Annotated in this window: 21 protein-coding genes; 15 read left to right on the top strand and 6 right to left on the bottom strand. The window is 68.1% G+C overall.

Going from position 1 to position 25,204, the window contains the following annotated elements; genetic code table 11:
• Nucleotides 1-75: 75 nt before the first annotated feature.
• The 4 genes from iolB to WS49_RS02285 all read right to left on the bottom strand — a co-directional run bounded on the left by iolB (nt 76) and on the right by WS49_RS02285 (nt 5,816).
• Nucleotides 76-894, bottom strand: coding sequence for a 5-deoxy-glucuronate isomerase (iolB, locus tag WS49_RS02270; protein WP_059524092.1), 819 nt, complete (start codon nt 892-894; stop codon nt 76-78).
• 42 nt (nt 895-936) lie between these two features.
• Nucleotides 937-1,866, bottom strand: a complete 930-nt coding sequence (gene iolE, locus WS49_RS02275; RefSeq protein WP_059524094.1) for a myo-inosose-2 dehydratase — start codon at nt 1,864-1,866, stop codon at nt 937-939.
• 61 nt (nt 1,867-1,927) lie between these two features.
• The gene (gene iolD, locus WS49_RS02280; protein WP_059524096.1) at nt 1,928-3,811 is read right to left on the bottom strand and encodes a 3D-(3,5/4)-trihydroxycyclohexane-1,2-dione acylhydrolase (decyclizing); all 1,884 of its coding nucleotides are present in this window, start codon (nt 3,809-3,811) and stop codon (nt 1,928-1,930) included.
• 46 nt (nt 3,812-3,857) lie between these two features.
• Nucleotides 3,858-5,816 (bottom strand): bifunctional 5-dehydro-2-deoxygluconokinase/5-dehydro-2-deoxyphosphogluconate aldolase, encoded by a 1,959-nt coding sequence (locus WS49_RS02285; protein ID WP_059524098.1) that lies wholly within the window; start codon nt 5,814-5,816, stop codon nt 3,858-3,860.
• A gap of 308 nt (nt 5,817-6,124) precedes the next feature.
• Here WS49_RS02285 and WS49_RS02290 point away from each other — a divergent pair, with 308 nt between their 5' ends.
• The 8 genes from WS49_RS02290 to WS49_RS02330 all read left to right on the top strand — a co-directional run bounded on the left by WS49_RS02290 (nt 6,125) and on the right by WS49_RS02330 (nt 15,195).
• On the top strand, nt 6,125-7,051 hold the full coding sequence (locus WS49_RS02290) for a sugar ABC transporter substrate-binding protein (protein ID WP_059524100.1): 927 nt from the start codon (nt 6,125-6,127) through the stop codon (nt 7,049-7,051).
• Between the two features lie 68 nt (nt 7,052-7,119).
• Entirely contained in the window at nt 7,120-8,694 is a 1,575-nt protein-coding gene (locus WS49_RS02295; RefSeq protein WP_059524102.1) for a sugar ABC transporter ATP-binding protein, read from the top strand.
• Nucleotides 8,695-8,721: 27 nt separating this feature from the next.
• Entirely contained in the window at nt 8,722-9,747 is a 1,026-nt protein-coding gene (locus WS49_RS02300) for an ABC transporter permease (protein WP_040143986.1), read from the top strand.
• A 37-nt stretch (nt 9,748-9,784) separates the two neighbouring features.
• The gene (locus WS49_RS02305) at nt 9,785-10,699 is read left to right on the top strand and encodes a sugar phosphate isomerase/epimerase family protein (protein WP_059524104.1); all 915 of its coding nucleotides are present in this window, start codon (nt 9,785-9,787) and stop codon (nt 10,697-10,699) included.
• Between the two features lie 73 nt (nt 10,700-10,772).
• Nucleotides 10,773-11,786: a Gfo/Idh/MocA family protein gene (locus tag WS49_RS02310; RefSeq protein WP_059524106.1), complete on the top strand. Its 1,014-nt coding sequence runs from the start codon at nt 10,773-10,775 to the stop codon at nt 11,784-11,786.
• Nucleotides 11,787-11,871: 85 nt separating this feature from the next.
• Nucleotides 11,872-12,798, top strand: a complete 927-nt coding sequence (locus tag WS49_RS02315) for a TIM barrel protein (RefSeq protein ID WP_059524108.1) — start codon at nt 11,872-11,874, stop codon at nt 12,796-12,798.
• Between the two features lie 55 nt (nt 12,799-12,853).
• Nucleotides 12,854-14,026, top strand: coding sequence for a Gfo/Idh/MocA family protein (locus WS49_RS02320; protein ID WP_059524110.1), 1,173 nt, complete (start codon nt 12,854-12,856; stop codon nt 14,024-14,026).
• Between the two features lie 284 nt (nt 14,027-14,310).
• The gene (locus WS49_RS02330; protein ID WP_059524114.1) at nt 14,311-15,195 is read left to right on the top strand and encodes a MurR/RpiR family transcriptional regulator; all 885 of its coding nucleotides are present in this window, start codon (nt 14,311-14,313) and stop codon (nt 15,193-15,195) included.
• 62 nt (nt 15,196-15,257) lie between these two features.
• Here the strand turns inward: WS49_RS02330 and WS49_RS02335 are convergent, their stop codons facing one another.
• Nucleotides 15,258-16,778: a CoA-acylating methylmalonate-semialdehyde dehydrogenase gene (locus WS49_RS02335; protein ID WP_059524116.1), complete on the bottom strand. Its 1,521-nt coding sequence runs from the start codon at nt 16,776-16,778 to the stop codon at nt 15,258-15,260.
• A gap of 107 nt (nt 16,779-16,885) precedes the next feature.
• On the opposite strand from WS49_RS02335, the gene WS49_RS02340 reads away from it, so the two are divergent.
• From WS49_RS02340 to WS49_RS02370, 7 genes are all read left to right on the top strand, one after another.
• The gene (locus WS49_RS02340) at nt 16,886-17,821 is read left to right on the top strand and encodes a LysR family transcriptional regulator (protein WP_059524118.1); all 936 of its coding nucleotides are present in this window, start codon (nt 16,886-16,888) and stop codon (nt 17,819-17,821) included.
• A 128-nt stretch (nt 17,822-17,949) separates the two neighbouring features.
• Nucleotides 17,950-18,177 carry a sulfurtransferase TusA family protein gene (locus WS49_RS02345; RefSeq protein WP_006753156.1) on the top strand — a complete coding sequence of 76 codons (228 nt, stop codon included), beginning with the start codon at nt 17,950-17,952 and terminating at the stop codon, nt 18,175-18,177.
• Nucleotides 18,178-18,403: 226 nt separating this feature from the next.
• Nucleotides 18,404-18,841, top strand: coding sequence for a hypothetical protein (locus WS49_RS02350; protein WP_059524120.1), 438 nt, complete (start codon nt 18,404-18,406; stop codon nt 18,839-18,841).
• A 264-nt stretch (nt 18,842-19,105) separates the two neighbouring features.
• Nucleotides 19,106-19,810 (top strand): response regulator transcription factor, encoded by a 705-nt coding sequence (locus tag WS49_RS02355; protein WP_006402120.1) that lies wholly within the window; start codon nt 19,106-19,108, stop codon nt 19,808-19,810.
• Nucleotides 19,807-21,168 (top strand): FecR family protein, encoded by a 1,362-nt coding sequence (locus WS49_RS02360; protein WP_059524122.1) that lies wholly within the window; start codon nt 19,807-19,809, stop codon nt 21,166-21,168. Before WS49_RS02355 ends, WS49_RS02360 begins: the two co-directional genes overlap by 4 nt.
• Before the next feature lie 10 nt (nt 21,169-21,178).
• A complete protein-coding gene (locus tag WS49_RS02365; protein ID WP_059524123.1) occupies nt 21,179-23,566 on the top strand; it encodes a CHASE2 domain-containing protein in 2,388 nt (795 codons plus the stop codon).
• A 37-nt stretch (nt 23,567-23,603) separates the two neighbouring features.
• Complete coding sequence (locus WS49_RS02370; protein ID WP_059524125.1) at nt 23,604-24,218, top strand: DUF4136 domain-containing protein; 615 nt, start codon at nt 23,604-23,606, stop codon at nt 24,216-24,218.
• 60 nt (nt 24,219-24,278) lie between these two features.
• On the opposite strand, the gene galU is transcribed toward WS49_RS02370, so the two are convergent.
• On the bottom strand, nt 24,279-25,163 hold the full coding sequence (galU, locus tag WS49_RS02375; RefSeq protein WP_059524128.1) for a UTP--glucose-1-phosphate uridylyltransferase GalU: 885 nt from the start codon (nt 25,161-25,163) through the stop codon (nt 24,279-24,281).
• Between the last annotated feature and the right edge of the window lie 41 nt (nt 25,164-25,204).

Here is a 25,204-nt window from a genome sequence, read left to right on the forward strand (position 1 = left end):
GCAAATCCGGCTCAGGCACGCGTTCTCGTCCTGCGTGTCGCGCGCGAGCCGTCGATCGTTCAGCGCATCAACGCGTCAGCGCCTGGGTGCCGCGTCGAGCATCCATTCGTGCGCGGGGTCGTTCTTGAATGCCCACGCGCGGCTCGGCCCGGCCATCACGTTCAGGTAATACAGGTTGTAGCCATGCGGCGCGACCACCGGGTGATAGCCGCGCGGCACCATCACCACGTCGTGGTTCTCGACCGCGCACGTCTCGTCGAGGCTGCGATCGTCCGTGTATACGCGCTGAAACGCGAAACCCTGCGGCGGATCGATCCGGTGGTAATACGTTTCCTCGAGCGACGTTTCGTCCGGCGCCGCGTCGCGATCGTGCTTGTGCGGCGGATAGCTGCTCGAGTGGCTCGCGGGCGTGATCACTTCGACGACGAGCAGGCGATCGGCCGCCGGGTTGTCGCCCATCAGGATGTCGCACACGTAGCGCGTGTTGGTGCCTTGCCCGCGCACCGCGCGCCGCATCCGTTCGCCGTCGAGGCGCTGCACGCGCTTGTCGCCGCTCGCGTAAGGCGCGGTGCACAGCGCGACTTCCGCATCGCGCGTCGCGACCAGCGTGACGGTCTTGCCGCCCGGCACGTACAGCGCGTCCGGCGACACTTCCTCGAACACGCTGTCGCGCTTGCCGAGCGCATCGTGGGTCTCGCCGTCGACTTGCGCGCGCAGCGTGCCCGTGAGCACGACGACGCACAGTTCGCGCGCGCCGGTATCGAGCGTTTCGGTATCGCCGGCCTTCAGGCGCAGCGCGCGAAAGCCGACGTGTTTCCAGCCGGCCGACTCGGGCGTCACGTTGCAGATTTCGCGGTCGGCGGATGCCTTGACCAGCAGGGGAGAAATCGTCATGGAACGGGGCTCCACAATGGGGTGACGGCGGGGTGACGGGGCTTAAGCGCTCAACCGGTCGACGATCGCGCGCAGCGATTCGTAGCCTTTCTTCGCATACTGATAGCTCGGTGCGACGGCCGGGTCCTGCTCGGCTTCGACCACGAGCCAGCCTTCGTAGCCGGCGTCCTTCAGCGTGCGCAGCGTCGCTTCGTAATCGAGCGCGCCGTCGCCCGGCACCGTGAAGGTGCCGTTGATCACGCCGTTCAGGAAGCTCCAGCCGCCGTTGCGCGCCTGCGTGACGACCTGCGGCCGCACGTCCTTGCAGTGCACGTGCACGACGCGCGACACGTGTTTCTTCAGCAGTGCGACCGGATCGGCCGCGCCGCCGAAATACGCGTGGCCCGTGTCGAACAGCAGGAACACCTTCGCCGGATCGGTCAGCGCCATCAGCCGGTCGACGTCGGCGGGCGATTCGACGTATGCGCCCATGTGGTGATGGTAGGCGAGCTTGATCCCGTAGGTCTCGAGCAGGTGCGCGCCGAATGCGTCGAGGCGTGCCGCGTAGCGTCGCCAGGCTTCGTCGTCGACGAAACGCGGACGCTTCGCGACCGGCGTGTCGATGTTGCCCTGGATCGTGCCCGCGCATTCGCCGTACACCACGACCTTCACGTCGTTGAACTGCAGCTTCGTCATGTGCGCGCGGCAGCGCTCGATTTCGGCGGCGAGCGCATCGGCATCGCTCATGCCCGGTTCGAGTTCCGCAAGGAAGCCCGAATACCAGCCCGACACGCATACGAGCCCGAATTCGGCGAGCTTCGCCTTCAGCTCGGGGCCCGTTTTCGGAAACTTGTTGCCGAGCTCGAAGCCCGCATAGCCGATTTCGGCGCCTTCCTTCAGCGCCGTCTCGAGCGGCGTCTCGCCGCCGAGCGACGGCAGGTCGTCGTTCATCCACGACAGGGGATTGATACCGATGCGAACGTTCCAGCTCATGACTTGCTTCCTTGGTTCGATTGTTGTCGTCGCGGGGCGGAGGATTGAAACGGAAAGCGTGTCAGCGCCGCTGCCGGGTCTTCGCGTCGAGATACGCGCGATGCGCTTCGCCGACGCCGGCGCGCGCGGACACCTGCGGCACCGCGACTTCCCACCATGCGCCGCCGTCCGCGGTCGTGCGCTCGTGCGTCGTGTCGATCACGATGACCTGGCTCGTCTTCGCCGCGCGCGCACGCTTCATTTCGCTGCGCAGTTCGCCGACGTCGCGCACGTGCACGGCTTCGGCGCCCATCGCGCGCGCATGCATCGCGAAGTCGATCGTCGAGCGTTCGCCGCCCTCGGGCACGCAGTCGTCGAGCATGTTGTTGAAGCTCGCACCGCCGCAGTTCAGCTGCAGCCGCTCGATGCAGCCGTAGCCGCGGTTGTCGAGGATCACGACGATGATCTTGCGGCCGAGCATCACGGACGTCGCGAGCTCCGCGTTGAGCATCATGTACGAGCCGTCGCCGACGATCACGATCACTTCGCGCTCGGGCCGCGCGAGCTTCGCGCCGAGGCCGCCCGCGACCTCGTAGCCCATGCACGAGTACGCGTAGTCCATGTGATAGTTGCCCGGCACACCGCTGCGCCACAGCTTGTGCAGCTCGGCCGGCAGCGTGCCGGCCGCGCACACGACGAGATCGTCGCGCGCGCTGTCGCGTCCCGCGTCGGCCGCGGAGTCGCGCACCGCGCCGATCACTTCCGCGTCGTACGGCAGCGTGTCCTTCGGCACGCGCGTGGTCAGCTCGGTCACGCGCGCGTTCCACGCGGCGGCCTGGTCGCGGTTCGCGGCGGTCCACGCCGCATCTGCCTGCCAGCCAGCGAGCGCGGCCGACAGCTGGCCGAGGCCGGTGCGCGCGTCGGCGATCAATTGCCGGCCGCGTTTCTTGCCCGCATCGAACGGTTGCACGTTCAGGCTCAGCAGCGTCGCGTTGCCGAACAGCGCGTGCGAGCCGGTCGTGAAATCCTGCAGGCGCGTGCCGACCGCGAACACCACGTCGGCCTGCGCGGCCGCGCGGTTCGCGGCGGGCGAGCCCGTCACGCCGATCGAGCCGAGGTTCAGCGGGTGGTCCCACGCGAGGCTGCCCTTGCCGGCCTGCGATTCGGCGACCGGCACGCCGTGCGTGTCGGCGAACGTGCGCAACGCATCCCATGCCTGGCTGTACAGCACGCCGCCGCCGGCGACGATCAGCGGCTTCTTCGCAGCCTTCAGCACGTCCAGCGCGTCCGCGAGTTCGAGCGCGTCGGCGGGCGGCCGGCGCATCCGGATCACCGGCGGCGCGAAGAAATCCTCCGGCCAGTCGTACGCGAAGGTCTGCACGTCCTGCGGCAGCGCGAGGCACACGGGCCCGCACTGCGCGGGGTCGGTCATCACCTGGATCGCGCGCGGCAGCGCGACGAGCAGCTGTTCCGGCGACGTGATCCGGTCGAAGTAGCGCGTCACCGGCCGGAAGCAGTCGTTCGCGCTGACGTCGCCCTGTTCGAAATCCTCGACCTGCTGCAGCACCGGGTCGGGCAACCGCGACACGAACACGTCGCCGGGCAGCAGCAACAACGGCAGCCGGCCGACGTGCGCGAGCGCGGCGGAGGTCAGCATGTTGGTCGCGCCGGGGCCGATGCTCGACGTCGCGGCCATCATCCGCTGGCGGAAATTCGTTTTCGCGAACGCGACGGCCGCATTCGCCATGCCTTGCTCGTTGTGCGCGCGGAACGTCGGCAGCCGGTCCTTTTCGGCGTGCAGCGCCTCGCCGAGCCCGGCCACGTTGCCGTGCCCGAAAATCGCGAACACGCCGCCGCAGTACGGCAGGATTTCGGTGCGGCCGTCCGGCTGGACGACTTCGGCGCGCAGGGCGGCCAGGTAGCGCACGAGCGCCTGGCTGACGGTCAGTCTCACGGTGGTGGTCATCGTCTGTCGATCAGGGGGAGTCGGGTGGTCATCACGGACATCTGCATCAGGCTGCCGCCGCGGCGCGCGCGGCGGCACGGCGGCCGAGCCAGGCGTCGACCAGCTGCGCGAAATTGCCGGCCACTTCGTCGATCAGCGCCTGGTCGTCGATCCGGCCGGCGAGCCAGTGCAGCGACGCGTCGGCCCACAGCGTACGGCCGACCATGAAGCCCTTGACGATCGGGTTGGTCGCCGAGCGGAAACTGTCGACGAGGTACTGCAACGGCTGGTTCAGCCCGAGGATCACCGCGCCGCGGCAGTACGGATCGCGCTCGGCGACGAGCGTTTCGAGCCGCGCCCAGCCGTCGGCGCTCATCGGCGCGAGCTTCCACCACTCGGGCATCACGCCGAGGTTGTAGAAGCGCGCGACCGTGCGCAGCACTGCGTCGTCCTCGGTGCCGGCCGGTGTGACGGCGCGCGGCGGAATGATTTCCAGCAGCAGCTCGTTGCCGCTCGCGCGCGTGGCTTCCCACAGCTCCAGCACGCGCTGCTCCTGCGCGACGCGCAGGTCGACGTCGTCGTCGGGGTGGTAGTGGACGAGGCACTTCACGACCTGCTCGGTCGGCCAGTGCGTGAGCGACGAGCCGACCGAGCGCGTGTCGTCGAAACACAGCGGCCGCGAGCCGGGCAGTTCGACCGGCCGGCCGACCCACCAGCCGCGGCCGGTGGCCGACGCGAGCGCGTCGCTGCCGTACGCGCCGCCGTCGATCAGCACGCCGACGTGGCCTTCGATATGGCGATCGCGCTCGACCTGTTCGGCCGCGCGCACGAGCAGGCGCTTGAGCGTCTTGATCCGCGTCTCGTCCGCGCCGGCCTGCACCGCGAGTTCGTAGAACTGGCTGCGATGGTCGAACGCCATCACGCACAGGTCGTCCCATTCGCGGCGCGGCACCGTCACACGATGCAGGTGCGCGAGCGTGCGATCGGCGTCCACCCGCGGATTGCGGCTGCCGCCGAACCAGTGCGCGAGTTCGGCCGGCGTCGGCATCGCGGCGGAACACGCGTGGCGCGACACGACGATCGCGCCGCACGCGTTCGCGATGCGTGTCGATTCGGCCCAGTCGCGCCCGCGCAGCAGCCCGGACAGCAGGCCGGACAGGAACGCGTCGCCCGCGCCGAGCACGTTCAGCACGTCGACGCGTTCGCCGTGGAAGGTCGGCGCATCCTCGATGCGCGCGGGGATGTCGCCCTCGATCACGCAGCAGCCGAGCGCACCGCGCTTGACCACCAGCGCCGCGCCGCTCGCGCGACGCACGGCCTGCAGCGATGCGATCAGGTCGTGCGGCACGCCGCCCGCGATCAGGAATTCCTCCTCGGTGCCGACCAGCAGGTCGAACTCGCCGAGCACCTGCTGCAACTGGCGCGTGACCTGCGCGTCCGGCACGTAGCGGTTCTCGCCCGCGCCGCGCGCGGTCAGCCCCCACAGCACCGGCCGGTAGTCGATGTCGAGAATGCGCACGACACCGTGGCGGCGCGCGTAGCCGAGCGCGGTCAGCGATGCTTCGCGGGTGCCCGGCGTCGACAGATGGGTGCCGGTGATCGCGAGCGCGCGGCAACCGGCGATGAAGTCCTCGCGGATTGCGTCGGCGCGCACAGCCATGTCCGCGCAGTTCTCGCGCACGAACAGCAGCGGGAACGTGTCGCGATCCTTCAGACCGAGCAGCACCAGCGCGGTCAGCCGTTCCGGATCCGTCTGCAGCTGGCTCGTGTCGCAGCCTTCGCGCTCGAGCGTCTCGCGCACGAAGCGGCCCATCTGCTCGTCGCCGACGCGCGAGATCATCGCGGTCTTCAGCCCGAGCCGGGCGACGCCGAACGCGACGTTGCCCGACGAGCCGCCGAGATACATCTGGAAGCTGCGCGCGTCTTCCAGGCGGCTGCCGTACTGTTGCGCGTAAAGGTCCACGGCGACGCGGCCGAGGCAGGCGAGATCGATGGGGCGGTCAGTCGGAAAGTTCAACGGGCTCATATCACGTATCACGCTCGCGGCCGGCGTTCGACCTTGCCGGCGGATTGGGGACCGATCCAGCGACGGATCTTCGTCGCATGTCGCGACGCGACGCGAATGCGCGTGCCGCAACGACTCGGGCTACGGAACGGAGTCTAGACTTTTTGGAAATCCAGTTCCCTAGGTGAAATCACGTAGAAATAAATTTCCAAATTTTCGACGAAGTGATCTACAGTTTCATCCGGATGCTTCAGTCCGTTATCGGACTCGGCCCGGCGGCGCGCAACGCGCCGTTTTCCGCCCCCCGGAGATGAGGAGACAGAGTGATCATGAAGACCAAGCTGATGGCCGCCGCGGCCGCCGCGATCCTGGCCATGCCGCTCGCGCATGCCGAGAAGATCGGCGTGACGATGGCATCGTTCGACGACACGTTCCTGACGATCCTGCGCAACAGCATCGGCGACGCGGCGAAGAAGGACGGCGCGACCGTACAGATCGAGGACGGCGGCAACGACGTCGGCAAGCAGTTGAGCCAGGTCCAGAACATGATCGCGCAGAAGGTCGACGCGATCATCGTGAATGCGGTCGACACCGACGCGACGCCGAAGATCACGAAGATGGTGACCGCCGCGAAGATTCCGCTCGTCTACGTGAACCGCAAGCCGGTCGATTTCGACAAGCTGCCGGCCGGCGTCGCGGTGGTCGCGTCCGACGAGAAGCAGTCGGGCACGCTGCAGGCGCGCCAGGTGTGCAAGCTGCTCGGCGGCAAGGGCGACATCCTCGTGCTGATGGGCGAGCTGTCCAACGAGTCGGCGCGCGCGCGCACCAAGGACATCGAGGAGGTGATCGCGACCAAGGACTGTTCCGGCATGAAGATCGTCGACAAGCGCGAAGGCAAGTGGAGCCGCACGCAGGGCCAGGACATCACGATGAACTGGCTGAGCTCGGGGACGAAGTTCGATGCGATCGTGTCGAACAACGACGAAATGGCGATCGGCGCGATCAACGCGCTGAAGGCCGCGCGCAAGCTGACGCCGAAGACGGTCGTCGCGGGCATCGACGCGACGCCGGACGGGCTCGCGGCGATGAAGAGCGGCGACCTGAAGGTGTCCGTGTACCAGAACGCGGCCGGGCAGGGGGCGCAGGCCGTCGCGACCGCGCTGAAGCTCGCGAAGAAGCAGCCGGTCGACCGCTACGTGAACGTGCCGTTCGAGCTGGTCACGCCGGAGAACATGAACCAGTATGCGAAGCACTGACCGGTTTTTCCGCTGAACTGCGCGAGCCCGGCGCGTCCGGGTTCGCGTGTGACTTTCGAGGAACGTCCATGTTTACAGCCAGGATGGCGCGCTCGATGGCCAGCGAAAGCGCGCCGGCCGCCTCGTCCGCCGCGTCGGGTTCGTCCGGTGCGTCCGTCGACGATTGCCTGCTCGAGGTGCGCGGCGTCGGCAAGTCGTTTCCCGGCGTCGTCGCGCTCGACGGCGTGCAGTTCCGCGTGCGCCGCGGCACCGTGCACGCGCTGATGGGCGAGAACGGCGCAGGCAAGTCGACGCTGATGAAGATCATCGCCGGCGTCTACACGCCCGACCAGGGCGAGATCCTGATCAACGGCGAGCCGGTCGTGCTGAGCGGTCCGCTCGACGCGCTCGATCGCGGGATCGCGATGATCCACCAGGAACTCAACCTGATGCCGTACATGACGGTCGCGGAGAACATCTGGATCCGCCGCGAACCGAAGAACCGCTTCGGCCTGATCGATCACGCCGAGCTGCGCCGCCGCACCGCCGCGCTGTTCGAGCGGCTGTCGATCGACATCGACCCCGAAGCCGACGTGCGCACGCTGACGGTCGCGAGCCGCCAGATGGTCGAGATCGCGAAGGCGGTGTCGTTCGACTCGGACGTGCTGATCATGGACGAGCCGACCTCCGCGCTGACCGACAAGGAGGTCACGCACCTGTTCCGGATCATTCGCCAGCTGCGCGAGCAGGGCAAGGGCATCGTCTACATCACGCACAAGATGAACGAGCTGTTCGAGATCGCCGACGAGTTCTCGGTGTTCCGCGACGGCAAGTACATCGGCACGCATGCGTCGACCGACGTCACGCGCGACGACATCATCCGGATGATGGTCGGCCGCGAGATCACGCAGATGTTCCCGAAGGAGGAGGTGCCGATCGGCGACGTCGTGCTGGCCGTGAAGAACCTCGGCGTCGACGGCGTGTTCCGCGACGTCAGCTTCGAGCTGCGCGCGGGCGAGATCCTCGGCGTCGCGGGCCTCGTCGGCTCGGGGCGCTCGAACGTCGCGGAGGCGCTGTTCGGCGTCGTGCCGGCGACCTCGGGCGAGATCCGGATCGACGGCAAGCCGGTGCGAATTTCCACGCCCGCGCAGGCGATGAAGCACGGGATGGCGTTCCTCACCGAGGACCGCAAGGACACCGGCTGCTTCCTGAATCTCGACCTGCTCGCGAACATGGAAGCGGCGGTGCTCAGCAACCGCTACGTGAAGTTCAATTTCGTTCGGCAGGCGCAGTTGAAGCGCGATTGCGAGGAAATGAGCCGGATGCTGCGCGTGAAGACGCCGGGGCTGCACGAGGAAATCCAGAACCTGTCGGGCGGCAATCAGCAGAAGGTGCTGATCGGCAGATGGTTGCTGACGCAACCGCGCATCCTGATTCTCGACGAGCCGACGCGCGGGATCGACGTCGGCGCGAAGGCTGAGATCCACCGGCTCGTCAGCGCGCTCGCCGCCAAGGGCGTCGCGGTTCTGATGATCTCGTCGGAAATGCCGGAAGTGCTCGGCATGAGCGACCGCGTGATGGTGATGCACGAAGGCCGGATGACCGGCATCGTCGAGCGCAAGGACGCCGACCAGGTCCGCATCATGGACCTGGCCTCGCGCTGAGCCGCAACAAGCATGGAGACAACTGAAATGGGCAACCTGAACCCGGTCGCGGACGCGCAGTCCATGACGATCAAGACGCGGCACGCGAAGTGGCCGCCCGAACTGAGCATCTTCCTCGTGCTGGTGGGCATCAGCCTGTTCTTCGAGGTGATCGGCTGGCTCGTCGTCGGCCAGAGCTTCCTGTTCAACGCGGAGCGGCTCGAGATCATCGTGTTGCAGATGGCCGTGATCGGCATCATCGCGGTCGGCGTGAACCTCGTGATCATCACCAGCGGGATCGACCTGTCGTCGGGGTCGGTCGTCGCGGCGGCGGCCGTCGTGTCGGCCAGCCTCGCACAGGTATCCGATTTTCCGCGCGCGGTGTTCCCGCACCTGACCGACCTGCCGGTCATCTGGCCGGTGCTGGCCGGCGTGTGCGTCGGCCTGCTGGTCGGCCTCCTGAACGGCTCGCTGATCGCGCTGACGGGGATCCCGCCGTTCATCGCGACGCTCGGCACGATGGTTGCCGCGCGCGGCTTCGCGAAGTGGTTCACCAACGGGATGCCGGTGTCGATGCTGACCGATCAGTTCGCGGCGATCGGCGCGGGCGCGAACCCGGTGATCATCTTCGTCGTGGTGGCGGCGATCTTCCACGTCGTGCTGCGCTACACGCGCTTCGGCAAGTACACGTACGCGATCGGCGCGAACCGCCACGCGGCCGTCGTGTCGGGCATCAACGTGACGCGCCACCTGGTGTTCGTCTATGCGATCGCGGGCTTGCTGAGCGGAATCGCGGGCACCGTGACGGCCGCGCGTGCGATCTCCGGCCAGTCGGGCATGGGCGTGATGTACGAGCTCGACGCGATCGCGGCCGTCGTGATCGGCGGCACGTCGCTGTCGGGCGGTCTCGGGCGCGTGACGGGCACCGTGATCGGCGTGCTGATCCTCGGCGTGATGACGTCGGGCTTCACGTTCATCCGGATCGACGCGTATTACCAGGAAATGGTCAAGGGCGCGATCATCGTCGCGGCCGTGATCGCCGACCAGTATCGCAACAAGAAGTCGCGGCGCTGATTCGCCACGGCCGAATGTTCAACCTTCCGGGAAGAAGATGAAGATCGCTCTGGATCCCTACATGATTCGCCACCTGCCGCTCGACCGGCTGCCGCATGCCGTCGCCGAGCTCGGCTACGACCAGATCGAGCTGTCGCCGCGCAGCGACTTTCTCGACTGGTGGGTGATGCCGCGCGCGACGCGCGAGCGCATGGCCGCGTTCCGGCATGCATTGCGCGCAAGCGGCGTGGGCCTCGCGTCGCTGCAGCCGATGTATCGCTGGGCCAGCCCGTTCGACGACGAGCGGCAGTGGGCCGTGCGCTGCTGGAAGAAGGCGATCGAGGTCGCGCTCGAGATGGAATGCCCGCTGATGGTGTCCGAATTCGGGCGCGGCGCGTCGCCGGAGCGCTCGGTCGGCGAACGGCCGGGCGCGAACCCGAAGGAGCTGTGCGAAGCCGCGTGGTTCCGTTCGATGGACGAGCTGCTGCCGATCCTCGAGCGCGAACGCATCGTGCTGTCGGTCGAGCCGCATCCGGAGGACTGGATCGAGCAGCTGCAGCCGGCGATCGACATCGTCACGAACATCGGCTCGCCGTCGCTGAAACTGTCGTACATCGCGCCGCACACGTTCTACTACGGCGACGACATGGCGGCGATGATCGCGGCCGCCGCGCCGATCCTCGCGCACGTGCGCGTGGCCGACACCTTCGATCACCGCAAGAGCAGCCAGCTACGCTACATCGTGAACCCGCCGGGCTCGAACCAGATCCGCGTGCACCAGCATCTCGACATCGGGCAGGGCGAGATCGACTGGGACGTGTTTTTCCGCGCACTCGGCAGCGTCGGCTTCGACGGCGTGATGTCGTCGTGCGTGTTCGCGTGGGAGGACCGCGCCGAAGCGTCGTCGCGCTACATGCGCGACACGATCCAGCGCTACGTCGAGCGCCATTTCGATCGGGCGACCGCGCGCTGACCCGCCTGGAACCATTGCTGACCGGCGCGGCGCGGGCCGTGCCGTTGATGAACGACAGACTGGAGATATCCGGATGACCTTGCAAATCGGCGTGATCGGCTGCGGCGCGATCGGCCAGGACCATATCCGCAGGCTCACACGCACGCTGTCCGGCGCGCGCGTGGTGGCCGTCAACGACATCGATCCGCAGCAGGCGCGCGACGCGGTGACGAAGTACGGGCTCGACGCGGAAATCTACGGCGACGGCCACGAGGTGGTCGCGGCCGCCGACGTGCAGGCCGTGCTCGTCACGTCGTGGGGGCCGACGCACGAAGCGTTCGTGCTCGACGCGATCGCGCACGGCAAGCCGGTGTTCTGCGAGAAGCCGCTCGCGGTGACGGCCGACGGCTGCATGCGCATCGTCGAGGCCGAGGTCGCGCACGGCAAGCGGCTCGTGCAGGTCGGCTTCATGCGGCCGTACGACGAAGGCTATCGCGCGCTGAAGCGCGTGATCGACGGCGGCGAGATCGGCGCGCCGCTGATGCTGCATTGCGCGCACCGCAACCAGTCGGTCGGCGAGCGCTATACGACCGACATGGCGATCACCGACACGCTGATCCACGAACTCGACGTGCTGCGCTGGCTGCTCGGCGAGGACTACACGAGCGCGCAGGTCGTCTACCCGAAGAAGACGCGTCATGCGAGCGCGCATCTCGCCGATCCGCAAATCGTGCTGCTCGAAACCGCGAGCGGCGTGCGCATCGACGTCGAGATCTTCGTCAACTGCCAGTACGGCTATGACATCCAGTGCGAGGTGGTCGGCGAGAACGGCATCGCGAAGCTGCCCGATCCGCCCGCGGTCGGGCTCAAGCATGCGGCGCGGCAGTCGGTCGAGATCATGACCGACTGGAAAGAGCGCTTCATCGCGTCGTACGACGTCGAGCTTCAGGCGTTCATCGACGGCGTGCGGCAGGGGGCGCTGACCGGCCCGTCCGCATGGGACGGCTATGCGGCGGCGGTCGCGGCCGATGCGTGCGTGCGCGCGCAGCAGAGCGGGGCGGTCGAGCCGATCGCGATGGCCGAACGCCCTGCGTTTTATCGCGGCTGAACCGGCTGAACAAGCTGATACCGGGCCGCGTGTTCATGCGGCCACGCTCGCGGCCGCGCGCCGCTTTCCTGATGAACCGACCGACATGACGATGAAGATTGGCTGCGCGCCCTGCTGCTGGGGTGTCGACGATGTGAAGAACCCGCACCTGCCGCCGTGGCGGCGCGTGCTCGCCGAAGCTGCGGAGGCCGGCTATTCGGGCATCGAGCTCGGCCCGTACGGCTACATCCCGTTCGAGCTCGACGTGGTGAGCGCCGAGCTCGAACGGCAGCGCTTGAGCATCACCGCCGGCACGATCTTCGACGACCTGGTGTCGCCGGAGAACCTGCCGAACCTGCTGCGCCAGACGCGCGAGATTTGCGCGCTCATCTCGCGCTTGCCGAAGCTGCCGACGCAGCCGGGTCAGCGCCATGCGGCGCCGTATCTGGTCGTGATGGACTGGGGGCACGACGAACGCGACTACGCGGCCGGCCATGCCGATCGTGCGCCGCGCCTGTCCGACGAACGCTGGGCACGCATGGTCGACCACATTCGCGAGATCGCGACGATCGCGCGCGACGAATTCGGCGTGCGCGCGGTGATCCATCCGCATGCGGGCGGCTACATCGAGTTCGCGGACGAGATCGACCGGATCGTCGCCGACATCGCCGCCGATACGGCGGGCCTCTGTCTCGACACCGGGCACCTGTACTACTCGGGGATGGATCCCGAGACGTGGCTGCGCCGTCACGCGGGGCGGCTCGACTATGTGCATTTCAAGGATATCGACGCGGCCGTGTACCACGCGGTGATGGGCGAACACATCGCATTCTTCGCGGCGTGCGCGCGCGGCGTGATGTGCCCGATCGGCAACGGCGTGCTCGACTACCGCGCGATCCGTCGCGCGCTCGACGACATCGGCTATGCGGGCTACATCACGATCGAACAGGAGCGCGATCCGCGCAATGCCGGCACGAGCCTGCGCGACGTCGCGGCGAGCCGCGCGTTTCTCGCGTCGGCCGGTTTCGCGTAATCGGCCGTCGGCCCAGACATTCTGAACACTGAACACGGACAGGAACACGACAATCATGATCGACGGACAGATTCTGCTCGGACATTCGATTCCCTGGGGCATGGTCGGCGGCGGGCTCGGCAGCCAGATCGGCTATAGCCACCGGTCGGCCGCATTGCGCGACGGCAGTTTCAGGCTGGTCGCAGGCGCATTCGACATCGAGGCCGAGCGCGGCCGGCAGTTCGGCGTGAAGCTCGGCGTCGACGCCGAGCGCTGCTATTCCGACTACCGGACGATGTTCGAGGCCGAGGCGAAGCGCGCCGACGGCATTCGCGCGGTGTCCATCGCGACGCCGAACAATACGCACTTCGAAATTTGCCGCGCGGCGCTGAACGCGGGGCTTCATGTGGTTTGCGAGAAGCCGCTCTGCTTCACGACCGAGGAGGCCGAGACGCTGCAGCGGCTGTCGGTCGAGAAGAATCGCATCGTCGGCGTCGCGTACGGTTATTCAGGTCACCAGATGATCGAGCAGGCGCGCGAGATGATCGCGCGCGGCGATCTCGGCGAGATCCGCATCGTGCAGATGCAGTTCGCGCACGGCTTCCACAGCGAGGGCGTCGAGGCCGCGAGCGCGGCCGCCCGCTGGCGCGTCGACCCGAAATTCGCGGGCCCGAGCTACGTGCTCGGCGACATCGGCACGCATCCGCTGTACATCTCGGAAGTGATGGCGCCCGAGCTGAAGATCCGCCGTCTGATGTGCTCGCGGCAAAGCTTCGTGAAGAGCCGCGCGCCGCTCGAGGACAACGCGTTCACGATCATGGAATACGACACGGGCGCGATCGGCTACGTCTGGTCGAGCGCGGTGAACGCGGGCTCGATGCACGGGCAGAAGGTGCGCGTGATCGGCTCGAAGGCGAGCGTCGAATGGTGGGACGAACATCCGAACCAGTTGCGCTACGAAATCCAGGGGCAACCCGCGCAGGTGCTCGATCGCGGAATGGGCTATCTGCATCCGCACGCCTTGCGCGAGGACCGCATCGGCGCCGGGCATCCGGAAGGGCTGTTCGAAGCGTGGTCGAACCTGTATGCGCGCTTCGCGCTCGCGATGGACGCGGCCGACCGCGGCGACGCGCAGGCATTGAAGCAGATCCGCTTTCCGGACGTCCACGCGGGCGTCGAAGGCGTGCGCTGGGTCGAGAACTGCGTGCGGTCCGCCGATGCGGGCGGCGTGTGGGTCGACTATCGTTGAGCCATGGACGGCCGATGCGCGACATCGGCCAGCGGCGGCCGGTGTCGGCGTCCGCGTCGGTAGACGCCCTAATCTTTACGGCACGGCGAGCGCGTTGGAAAATCGTTTCCATTACCGCCGTGGAGCGTGTGCAGGTGATGATCGAGCGCGTGGGAGCGAGCGTGCGGCGCGGTCCGTGCCGCAAACGTGATTAAATTCGCCCTTCATGCATGTGTACAGGTGAGTCCCGGGCGGCGTGCGTCGGTATCGCGCGCGCATCGGGGCCGTCAACTTCGCGCTATCCGATGAGTTCATCCGAGAAACCTCCCGCCACCGTCGAGCAGTTCCTGCAGCATCTGACGCAGGAGTACGACGGCCTCAGCAATCGCCTGAAGGTGATCGCGCGTCACGTGGAAACGCATCGGGACCAGCTTGGCCTGGAAGGCATCCAGTCGCTCGCGGAGGCGTGCGGGGTCCAGCCGTCGGCCGTCGTGCGGTTCGCGAAGCATTTCGGCTTTTCCGGCTTCTCCGAGATGCAGCGATTGTTCCGCGAGGGCCTGGCCCAGCAGATCGCGCCGGGCCGCGCGTACAACCTGCGATTGCGCGACGTGATCGAATCGGGCTCGTCGAGCCTGCAACCCGAGCAGATTGCCGACGAATTCATCAAGGGCAGCATTGCCGGGATGCAGCAGTTGCGGCAGACGCTCGACCCGCAGGCGCTCGCGCAGGCCGTCGACCTGCTCGCCGACACGCAGGCGATCTGGATCGCCGGCTCGCGCCGCGCGTTTCCGATCGCCGTCTATCTCGACTACGCGCTGCAGCACACCGACAAGCGCATCGGCCTGTTCAGCGCGCTCGGCAGCATGCATCTCGGGCAGATCCGGTCGGTGCGCGAAGGCGACGTGATGATCGTGATCTCGTTCATGCCGTATGCGGACGAGACGGTGCAGGTCGCGCAGCAGGCCGTGCAGCGCGGCGCGCGCCTGATCGCGATCACCGACAGCCGGATGAGCCCGCTGGCGCGGGAGGCCGAGGTGACGCTGATGGTGCAGGACAGCGCGACGTTCGGGTTCCGTGCGCTGACCGCGACGATGGGCCTCGCGCAGAGCCTGTTCGTGGCGCTCGCCTATCGGCTCGAGCTGTCGTACCTGCCGACCGCCGACGGCGGCCACGACACGAAGGCCGGCTGACGCCGGCCTTGCGCATGCGTGCCGCCCGCGGGCACATCCGGCGGGCGGCATGTGCATCGCGCTTACTTCGCGGTCGGCATCGCGAATTCCGCGCCCTTGCCGATGCTCGACGCCCAGCGCTGCATCACCGACTTCTGGCGCGTGTAGAAGCGCACGCCTTCCTCGCCGTATGCATGCATGTCGCCGAACAGGCTCTTCTTCCAGCCGCCGAAGCCGTGCCATGCCATCGGCACCGGGATCGGCACGTTGATGCCGACCATGCCGACCTGGATGCGCCGCGCGAATTCGCGCGCGATGCCGCCGTCGCTCGTGAAGCACGACACGCCGTTGCCGAACTCGTGCGCGTTGATCAGGTCGACCGCTTCGCCGAAGTCCTTCACGCGCACGCAGCCGAGCACGGGCCCGAAGATTTCTTCCTTGTAGATGCGCATGTCGGGCGTCACATGGTCGAACAGCGTGCCGCCGGTGAAGAAGCCCGCCTCGCGGCCCGGCACGCGCAGCCCGCGCCCGTCGACCACGAGTTGCGCGCCTTCGCTGACGCCTTGCTCGATATAGCCTTCGATACGCTTGAGCGCTTCGCCGGTGACGATCGGGCCCATCTCGACTTCCGGCGACATCCCGTCGCCGATCACCAGCTTGCGCGCGCGCTCGGCGACCGCCGGCACGATCTTGTCGGCCACGTCGCCGACCAGCACCGCGACGCTGATCGCCATGCAGCGTTCGCCCGCCGAGCCGTACGCGGCGCCGATCAGCGCGTCGACCGCCTGCTCGATGTTCGCGTCGGGCATCACGACGAGGTGGTTCTTCGCGCCGCCGAGCGCCTGCACGCGCTTGCCCGACTGCACCGCGCGCTGCTGCACGTAAGCCGCGATCGGCGTCGAGCCGACGAAGCTGACGGCCTGCACGTCCGGATGGTCGAGCAGCGCGTCGACCGCGCCCTTGTCACCCTGCACGACGTTGAACACGCCGGCGGGCAGGCCGGCCTGCGTGAGCAGGTCGGCCATGAACAGCGCCGCCGACGGGTCGCGTTCGCTCGGCTTCAGCACGAACGTGTTGCCCGTCGCGAGCGCAACCGGGAACATCCAGCACGGCACCATGCACGGGAAGTTGAACGGCGTGATCCCGGCGACGACGCCGAGCGGCTGGCGCATCGTCCAGTTGTCGATGCCGGTGCTGACCTGATCGGTGAAGTCGCCCTTCAGCAGTTGCGGCACGCCGCATGCGAATTCGATGATGTCGATGCCGCGCGCGACCTCGCCCTGCGCGTCGGAGAACACCTTGCCGTGCTCGGCCGTGATGATCGCCGCGAGCGCGTCGCGGTGTTCGTTCATCAGCTGCAGGAAGCGGTGCAGCACGCGTGCGCGGCGGATCGGCGGCGTGGCGGCCCAGACCGGGAATGCGGCGTGGGCGGATGCGACGGCCTGCTGCACCTCGTCGTCGCCGGCGAGCGCGACGCGGCGCACCGCGCGGCCGAGCGCCGGATTGAGGACGTCCTGGAAGCGGCCGCTGCGGCCGGCAACGGGCGCGCCGTCGACGTAGTGGCCGACGTCGGCGTCGGACGTGTAGGCGGGAACCGGGTTCATCGTGTCTCCTGAGATGGGGGTGGACGGAACCTAGTCTAGGCAAAGCGGCGGGGCGGGAGAAGGCCGCGCAGCTTGATTCACTGTTCAGAATTCTGAATAATCGGCGAATGAATCAGCAAAATGTCCAGGCGCTCTGGCCGCACATCCATTCGCTGACGGTGCTGGCGGCGGCAGGCAGTTTCACCGCCGCCGCGCAGCGGCTCGGCATCAGCAAGGCCGCGATGAGCCAGCGCATCGCCGATCTCGAGAAGGCGGCCGGCGTGCCGCTGGTGCGACGCACGACGCGCAGCGTGCGGCTCACCGACGCGGGGCAGACGCTGGTCGACAGCACCCGCGACGCGTTCGAATCGATCGGCCAGCACTTCGCGCGCGTGAAGGACCTGGCCGGCGAGCCGCGCGGGCTGCTGCGCTTGACGGCGCCCGTCGCGCTGGGGCGCCAGCAGGTCGTGCCGCACTTGCCCGATTTTCTGCGGCAGCATCCGGGCGTGCATATCGAACTCGACCTGTCCGACCGGCTGCATTCGCTGACGCAGGAGGGTTTCGACCTCGCGATCCGCCATACGACGACGGCGCCGCAAACCCACGTCGCGTGGAAGCTGTGCGACACGCGTTCGTTGCTGGTCGCGAGCCGGGACTACCTCGACGCGCGCGGCACGCCGCGCCACCCGAGCGAGCTCGTCGACCACAGCTGCCTGTGCTACCTGCGCGACAACGAACCGGCGGCGTGGAGCTTCGAGCCGGACGGCCGCCGGCGCCAGCGCGTGAGCGTGCCCGTGCGCGGCAGCTTCGCGGCGAACAACAGCGAGGCGATGCGCGAGGCCGCGCTCGGCGGGCTCGGCATCGCGCTGCTGCCGGATTTCAGCGCGCGGCGCGATCTCGACGCCGGCCGGCTCGTCGCGCTGCTCGACGGCTGGCGACCGTCGGGCGCGTTCGGCGAGCACATCTTCGCGATCCGGCCGTACAGCCCGGTCGTGCCGAGCGCGGTGCGCGCGCTCGTGAGGCACCTGCGCGAGCGGCTCGCGGGCGGTTTCACGGGCGCCTGACGGGCGAGGGCGGGCGCGCCGCGTCGCATGGCCGGGCTCCGGCCGCGCGGGCAGGGGTGGCCGCGCTGCGGTAAAATCGCCGCTTCCTCCCGCGCCCGTGTGGCGCGTCATTCGAAGGTCGACAGCCGATGCAGATTCACAAGGAAGTGGATGCGCGCGGGCTCAATTGCCCGTTGCCGATCCTGCGCGCCAAGAAAGCGCTCGCCGATATGGAGAGCGGGCAGATCCTCAAGGTGCTCGCGACCGATCCGGGCTCGCAGCGCGATTTCGCCGCGTTCGCGAAGCAGACGGGCAACGAGATCGTCGAAGTGACGACTCAGGACAAGACGTTCGTGTTCCTGATGCGCCGCCGCTGACGGCCCGCATCACGCGCCGCTTGCGGCAACCGCACGGGCAGCGCCCGTTGCGGTCCGGCCGCGCCTCTGACACCTCTGACAATTCTTAAACCTCGTCGCACGGCCGGCTGCGTATACTGACCCGGCCGGTCGTCCGTCTCGGATGGATGCGCCGGCCACGGTACGTCATACGAGGTTGGCACGGGGGCCATGCCTGACGCTACCGTCGTACAAACGGGGAGAGGACATGTCCTTCAGACCAGGGACCATTCGAAGTCCGTCCGCAGCGGAATGCATCGCGCCCGCACGCGCGGCGGGGTTGAGCCGGATCGAGCTCGACCCGCAACGGGATCGCCACGCGCGTGCCGCGCTGGAGGCATATGCCGATTCGGCGGCGGCCGAGATGCCGTGGCTGGCCGAATCGCTCGACGAACGGCTGCGCGGCGCCGCGCAGGACGACGGCGCGGGCCTCACGTATTGCGGCGCAACGATCGAGCGCGTGTTCGATCTCGCGCAGACGTGGGCGGCGAGCCAGCCCGACTATGCGGCGCCGGCGTGGGAGCGCGTGCGCGGCCAGCTGGAGCGGATGCTGGGGCGGCCGGAGGCGTTCCCGGTCGCGCGGCTGCGGCGACTGTCGACCGACGATCTGGCCGAGCCGAAGGCCGGCAAGGCGGGCTCCGACTAGGCGCGCAATCGCGCGACGGGAAGGATTATTCGAATAAAGGACCGTAGTCCGCGCAATTTCTTGGCGAATTTCATACTACTATGATGAAATCGCCGGTTCGTCCGTGCCCCGTTTTTGAGATATTTTCCCGGGGCGGCCGTGCCGCGCAGGTCGCGCGCTCGGCAAACGACGGCTCGCCGGCCGGTGTCGAAGGCCGCGCGCATGCTGCGCGGGGTGAGCGCGGGGAGCTGAACTGGACGAATCGTTTTCGATTTGCGGGGTGCTATGAGAATTGCTGTACTGGATGACGATCCGGCCCAGACGGATTTCGTCAGTCAAACGCTGACGGCCGCTGGCCACACATGCTATGCGTTCAAGGAAGGCAAGGCCCTGAAGAAGCGTCTGCAGCGCGAGACGTTCGATCTGCTCGTGCTCGACTGGAACGTGCCGGACATGTCCGGCGAGGAAGTGCTCAAGTGGGTGCGCGCGAACCAGACCGAGCACAGCCTGCCGATCATCTTCATGACGAGCCGCGACGACGAGGCGGGGATTACGCAGATCCTCAATGCCGGCGCCGACGATTACGTGGTCAAGCCCGTGTCGGGCCCGATCCTGCGCGCGCGCATCGGCTCGCTGCTGCGCCGCGCGTATCCGGTCAACGCTGAGGCGACCGTTCGCGAGTTCGACCAGTTCCGCTTCGACGTGAACCTGAAGCAGGCGTACGTCGGCGACAAGGCCGTGAGCCTCACGCAGAAGGAATTCGAACTCGCGCTGCTGCTGTTCCAGCACCTCGATCGACCGCTGTCGCGCGCGCATATTCTCGATCTCGTGTGGAAGCAGGCGACCGACATTCCGTCGCGCACGATGGACACGCACATATCGATGCTGCGCACGAAGCTCGGCCTGCGGCCGGAAAACGGCTATCGCCTCGCGCCGATCTACGGCTACGGCTACCGGCTCGAGCGGGTCGGCCAGGGAGAACCGGAGTGACCCAGCGAATCACGCAGCGCACGGCGCGCTTGCGCACGGCGGCACTGCATGCGGCGTGCGCGGTCGCGTTCGCGTTCGCGGCACAGCAGGCCGTCGCGCAGCCGCCTGCTGCCGTGGGCAAGACGGTCGTCTACCGCACGCAGGCCGGCGACACGCTGTACGACGTCGCCGCGCGCTACCTGCAGGGCTCGGACGACTGGCAACTGCTGCAGCAGATCAACGGCGTGCCCGCGCCGAAGCGCCTGCAGCCGGGCATCGCGCTGAAGTTGCCCGTCGCGCGTCTGCGCAAGGAAAAGCTGACCGCGCGCGTCGTCGCGGTGCAGGGCACGGCCGAGCGCGCGTCCGGCAACGCGTACGCGCCGCTCGCGAGCGATGCGACGCTCACCGAGGGCGACCGCGTGCGCACCGGCGCGAACGGCTTCCTGACGCTCGAACTGGCCGACGGCACGCACATGAGCCTGCCGCCCGACAGTCAGCTCGACCTGAAGACCTTGCGCCGCACCGTGCTGACCGGCGCGCTCGATCGCGTATTCGAACTCACGCGCGGCTCGGTCGACAGCGAGGTCACGCACCTGAAGAAACGCGACGACCGCTTCCAGATCCGCTCGCCGTCGGTCGTGGCCGGTGTGCGCGGCACGCGCTTCCGCGTGAACTACGACGCCGCCGGCAACGCGGCGACGCGCGTCGAGGTGCTCGACGGCACCGTCGGCGTCGCGGGCAAGCAGCAATCGGCCGATCCGACGCTCGTGCATGCGAACTTCGGCAGCGTCTCGACGTCGTCCGGCGCGGTCGGCGCACCGGTGCAACTGCTGCCGGCGCCCGCGCTCACGCATCCCGACAAGGTGCAGGACGAGCCCGACCTCACGTTCGACATCGCGCCGCTCGAGCATGCGCACGCCTATCACCTGCAACTCGCGCGCGACGCGGGCATGCTGGAGCTGTTCAGCGAAACGCGCACCGTCTCGTCGCGCGCGGTGTTCCGCGAGGTGCCGAACGGTACGTACTTCGTCCGGATTGCCGCGATCGACGACAACGGCCTCGAGGGCATGCCGCACATTTACGCGTTCGAGCGGCGCCTGATGGGGCTCGACGCGACCGCGTCGCCCGGCCCGAACGGCTATGAGTTCCGCTGGTCGCCGAATGGCGCGAGCAAGGATGCGCGTTATCGCTTCGTGTTGTCGCGCTCGAAGGACCTGAGCGCGCCGGTGGTCGACCAGATGGGCCTGCAGGCGCACCGGATCACGGTCGCGCACCTGCCGCCCGGCGACTACTACTGGGCGGTGACGGTCGAGGAGTTCGAAGGCGGCAAGTTCTATCAGAAGACGAGTCCGGTCAGCGCGTTCACGTTGTCGCGCTGACCCGCGGCGCATGAAAACCGACTCCGTTTCCCCGCGGCGGCGCCTCGGCCGCCGCTTCCTCATCGAGTGGATCGCGATCGGCTGCCTCGGGATCGCGGTGATCCTCGCATGCGCGTTCGGCCGGTTCTCGTCGAGCGTCGACGGGCTCATCTACGACCGGCTGCTGATGCTGCGCAGCCTGCCGTTGTCGCCCGATGTCGTCGTCGTCGACATCGACAACCAGAGCGTGTCCGCACTCGGCCGCTGGCCGTGGCCGCGCAGCGTGCACGCGCGGCTGCTCGACACGCTGGCGCGTGCGCAGCCGGCCGCGGTCGTCTACGACGTGCTGTTTACCGAGCCGTCGCCGGAGGATCGCGCGTTCGCGGACGCAATGACCCGTGTGCCGACCTTCCTGCCCGTCTTGCTGAGCCCCGAGCAGGCGGACGGCACGCGCACCGTCGATCCGCCGGTGGCGGAGCTCTCGGCACGCACGATGGGGCTCGGCCACATCAATCTCGAAGTCGATCCCGACGGCATCGTGCGCAGCGTCGCGCTGTTCGAAAGCGACGGACGCGTGCGCTGGCCGCAACTGATGGTGCCCGTCTATCGTGCGATCCAGGCCGGCCGGCTGCATCCGGTCGGCGGTGTGCCCGGGGCGAATGCGCACGACCTGTCGCGCGACGCGAACGGCGAGGGCCGCTACCTGATCCCGTTCAGCCGCAATACGCCCGCCTATCCGACGGTGTCGTTCGACGACGTGCTCGAAGGGCGCGTGAAACCCGACGCGCTGCGCGGCAAGATCGTCGTCGTCGGCGTGACCGCATCGGGCCTCTTCGACCGCTTCGCGACCCCGGTGTCGGGGGACTTCGGCCCGCTCGCCGGCGTGTACATTCATGCGAACGTCCTCGACATGCTGGCCACCGGCAGCGCGATCCTGCCCGCGCCTCGTGACTGGCTCTTCGCCGCATCGCTGCTGCCGCTCGCCGTGCTGCTGGGCGGTTTCCTGATGCTGTCACCGTGGCGCGCGCTGCTGCTGACGCTGAGCCTGGCCGCGCTGTCCGTCGTCGCGAGCCTGGCGCTGCTGTTCGAGGCGCGCGTGTGGCTGTCGCCCGCGCCGGCGATCTTCGGGCTGATCGCCGTGTACCCGATCTGGAACTGGCGGCGCCTGGAAATGACGATGTCGCACCTGCGCCGTGAGCTGCAGCGGCTGGCCGACGAGCCGCACCTGCTGCCCGAGGCACCGCGCACGCGCAGCGTCGGCGGCGACGTGCTCGAACGGCAGATAGCGCTGATGGCGCAGGCCGCGCAACGCGTGCAGGACATGAAGCGCTTCGTGTGGGACAGCCTCGACAGCATGCCGGAGCCGATCTTCGTCACCGACCTGGCCGGGACCGTGCTGATCGCGAACCATGCGGCGAAGCGCTACGGGGCGCGCCTCGCGCTGCCGCTGCCGGAAGGGCGGCCGCTGCGCGCCGCGCTCGGCGAGTTGACCTTCATGAAGACCGTCGACGGCAACGCCGAACACGACGTGACGATCCGCGAACACTGGCCGGCCGCGCTTGACCCGACGCTCGGGGCCGAAGACGAAGCGATGGCGCGCGGCATCGAGGTGCGCGATCGCGACGGGCTCGACCATCTGTTACGCTACGCCCCGTGTACGAATGCGCAGGGCCATGTGACGGGCTGGATCGCCGGCCTCGTCGACGTAACCGAGCTGCACGCGGCCGAGCGGCAGCGCGAGGAGGCGCTGCACCTGCTGTCGCACGACATGCGCTCGCCGCAGTCGTCGATCCTTGCGCTTGTCGAGATCGAGCGCGATCGCGTCGAAACCGACGCGATGCGCGGGCTGCTCGCGCGGATCGAGCGGTATGCGCACCGTGCGCTGTCGCTCGCCGACGAGTTCGTGCAGCTGGCGCGCGCGGAGTCGCAGGCGTACCAGCTCGAACCGACCAGCCTCGTCGACGTGCTGATCGACGCGAGCGACGAAGTGTGGCCGCAGGCGCAGGCGAAGCGCATCCGCATCGAGACCGACGTCGGCACCGACATGTGCTGGGCGCGTGCCGACCGCTCGCTGATCACGCGTGCGTTCGTCAACCTGCTGAACAATGCGGTCAAATACAGTCCGTCCGACACGGTGATCACGTGTACGCTGACGGTCGAGCATGCATCGAAGCGGATGTTCTGTACGATTCGCGATCAGGGGTACGGCATCTCGCCGGAAGATCAGCGGCATCTGTTCGAGCGTTTCAAGCGATTCCATGCGGGCGAGCGGCCCGAAATCTCGGGCTCGGGGCTCGGCATGGCATTCGTGAAGACGGTCGTCACGCGCCACGGCGGCAGCGTGACGGTCGACAGCGAAGTGGGTGTCGGCACCGCGGTGACGGTGTCGCTGCCCGCGATCGACGAGCCGTCCGCCTGACAGGGCCGGGCACGACGGCAGGCATTTGGGGGAAGTCATGAGAAAGGAATGGGCAGCGACCGCGCTCGCGGTGACGCTGTTGACGGGTTGCGCCGGCGTCACGACCGGCGTGAGCGCGCTCGGGCAGCCGAACGCGTTCGAGTCCGGTTCGCACGACTACGAGCTCGTTCGCACGGCCGCTCAGGCCGACGATGCCGAATACCGGCAGATCGAGACGCTCGTGCGCGACGAGCTCGCGCACCGCGGCTTCGATGCGCAGCCTGGCCAGGCCGCGCGCTACCGGCTGTCGATCGCGTACGCGACGCAGCCGGCGTCGGTCGCGGCGACGGCCGACCAGTGCGGCGCGGCGAGCAGCGCGTGCGTGACCGTCGACGGGCCGGCGCCGTTCGCGCTCCCGTTCGCGGGCAGCGTGTATCGCCACGTGCTGACGCTGCGTTTCGTCGACGCGAAGTCGGGTGCCGACGTCTATCGCGTGTCGGCGTCGATGCGCGACCGCGATGCGGGCACGCAGCAGGCCGCGCCGACGCTCGTGAAGAGCGCGCTCGCGAAGCTGCCGTTCGAGCAGGGCGACGGCTGGCTCGTGAAGACGAAAAAAGACGACGCGGGCGCGATGCCGGGCGTCGTCTCGGTGAAGTCGGCCGCCGCGCGCTGACGCGCCGGCCGTGAGGTGAGGGCGGGCCCGCAGCGCAGGCGAGGCCGGCCCGTGCCGCGCTCAGGCAGCCGGTTGCCCGTTGCCGCGCGTGCGCAGATACGCGTCGAACTCGGCGCCGACTTCCGGGTGGCGCAGCGCGAACTCGACCGTCGCCTTCAGGTAGCCGAGCTTGCTGCCGCAGTCGTAGCGCGTGCCCTGGTACTTGTAGGCCAGCACCTGTTCGTCGGCGAGCAGCGCCTGGATCGCGTCGGTGAGCTGCAGCTCGCCACCCGCGCCCGGCTTCAGCGCGCGCAGATGTTCGAAGATCCGCGGCTTCAGGATGTAGCGGCCGACCACGCCGAGGTTCGACGGCGCGACTTCCGGCGCCGGCTTCTCGACGATCGCCGACATCTTGACGATCGATTCTTCCCACTCCTTGCCGTCGACGATGCCGTACGACTTCGTCTCCGACGGCGGGATCTCCTCCACGCCGATCACCGAGCTGTGATAGTGGTCGAACACGTCGACCATCTGCTTCATCACGGGCGGGTTGCCGTCGAGCAGGTCGTCGGCGAGGATCACCGCGAACGGGTTGTCGGCGACGAGCTTCTCCGCGCACAGCACCGCATGGCCAAGGCCGAGCGCTTCCGGCTGGCGCACGTAGAAGCAGTCGACATGGCTCGGCTTGATGCTGCGCACGAGCTCGAGCAGTTTCTCCTTGCCGCGCGCCTCGAGTTCGGCCTCGACTTCGTACGACTTGTCGAAGTGGTCCTCGATCGCGCGCTTGCTGCGCCCGGTCACGAAGATCATTTCCGTGATGCCCGCGGCGATCGCTTCCTCGACGGCGTACTGGATCAGCGGCTTGTCGACGACGGGCAGCATTTCCTTCGGGCTCGCCTTCGTGGCCGGGAGGAACCGCGTGCCGAGACCGGCAACGGGGAATACCGCCTTGGTGACTTTCAACATGATCGAACCTTTATTCCTGTAATCGACTTGTCAGACAGTCT

Origin of the sequence: Burkholderia sp. RF7-non_BP4 (genome assembly GCF_001521935.1) — a bacterium.
Taxonomy (GTDB): Bacteria; Pseudomonadota; Gammaproteobacteria; order Burkholderiales; family Burkholderiaceae; genus Burkholderia; species Burkholderia diffusa.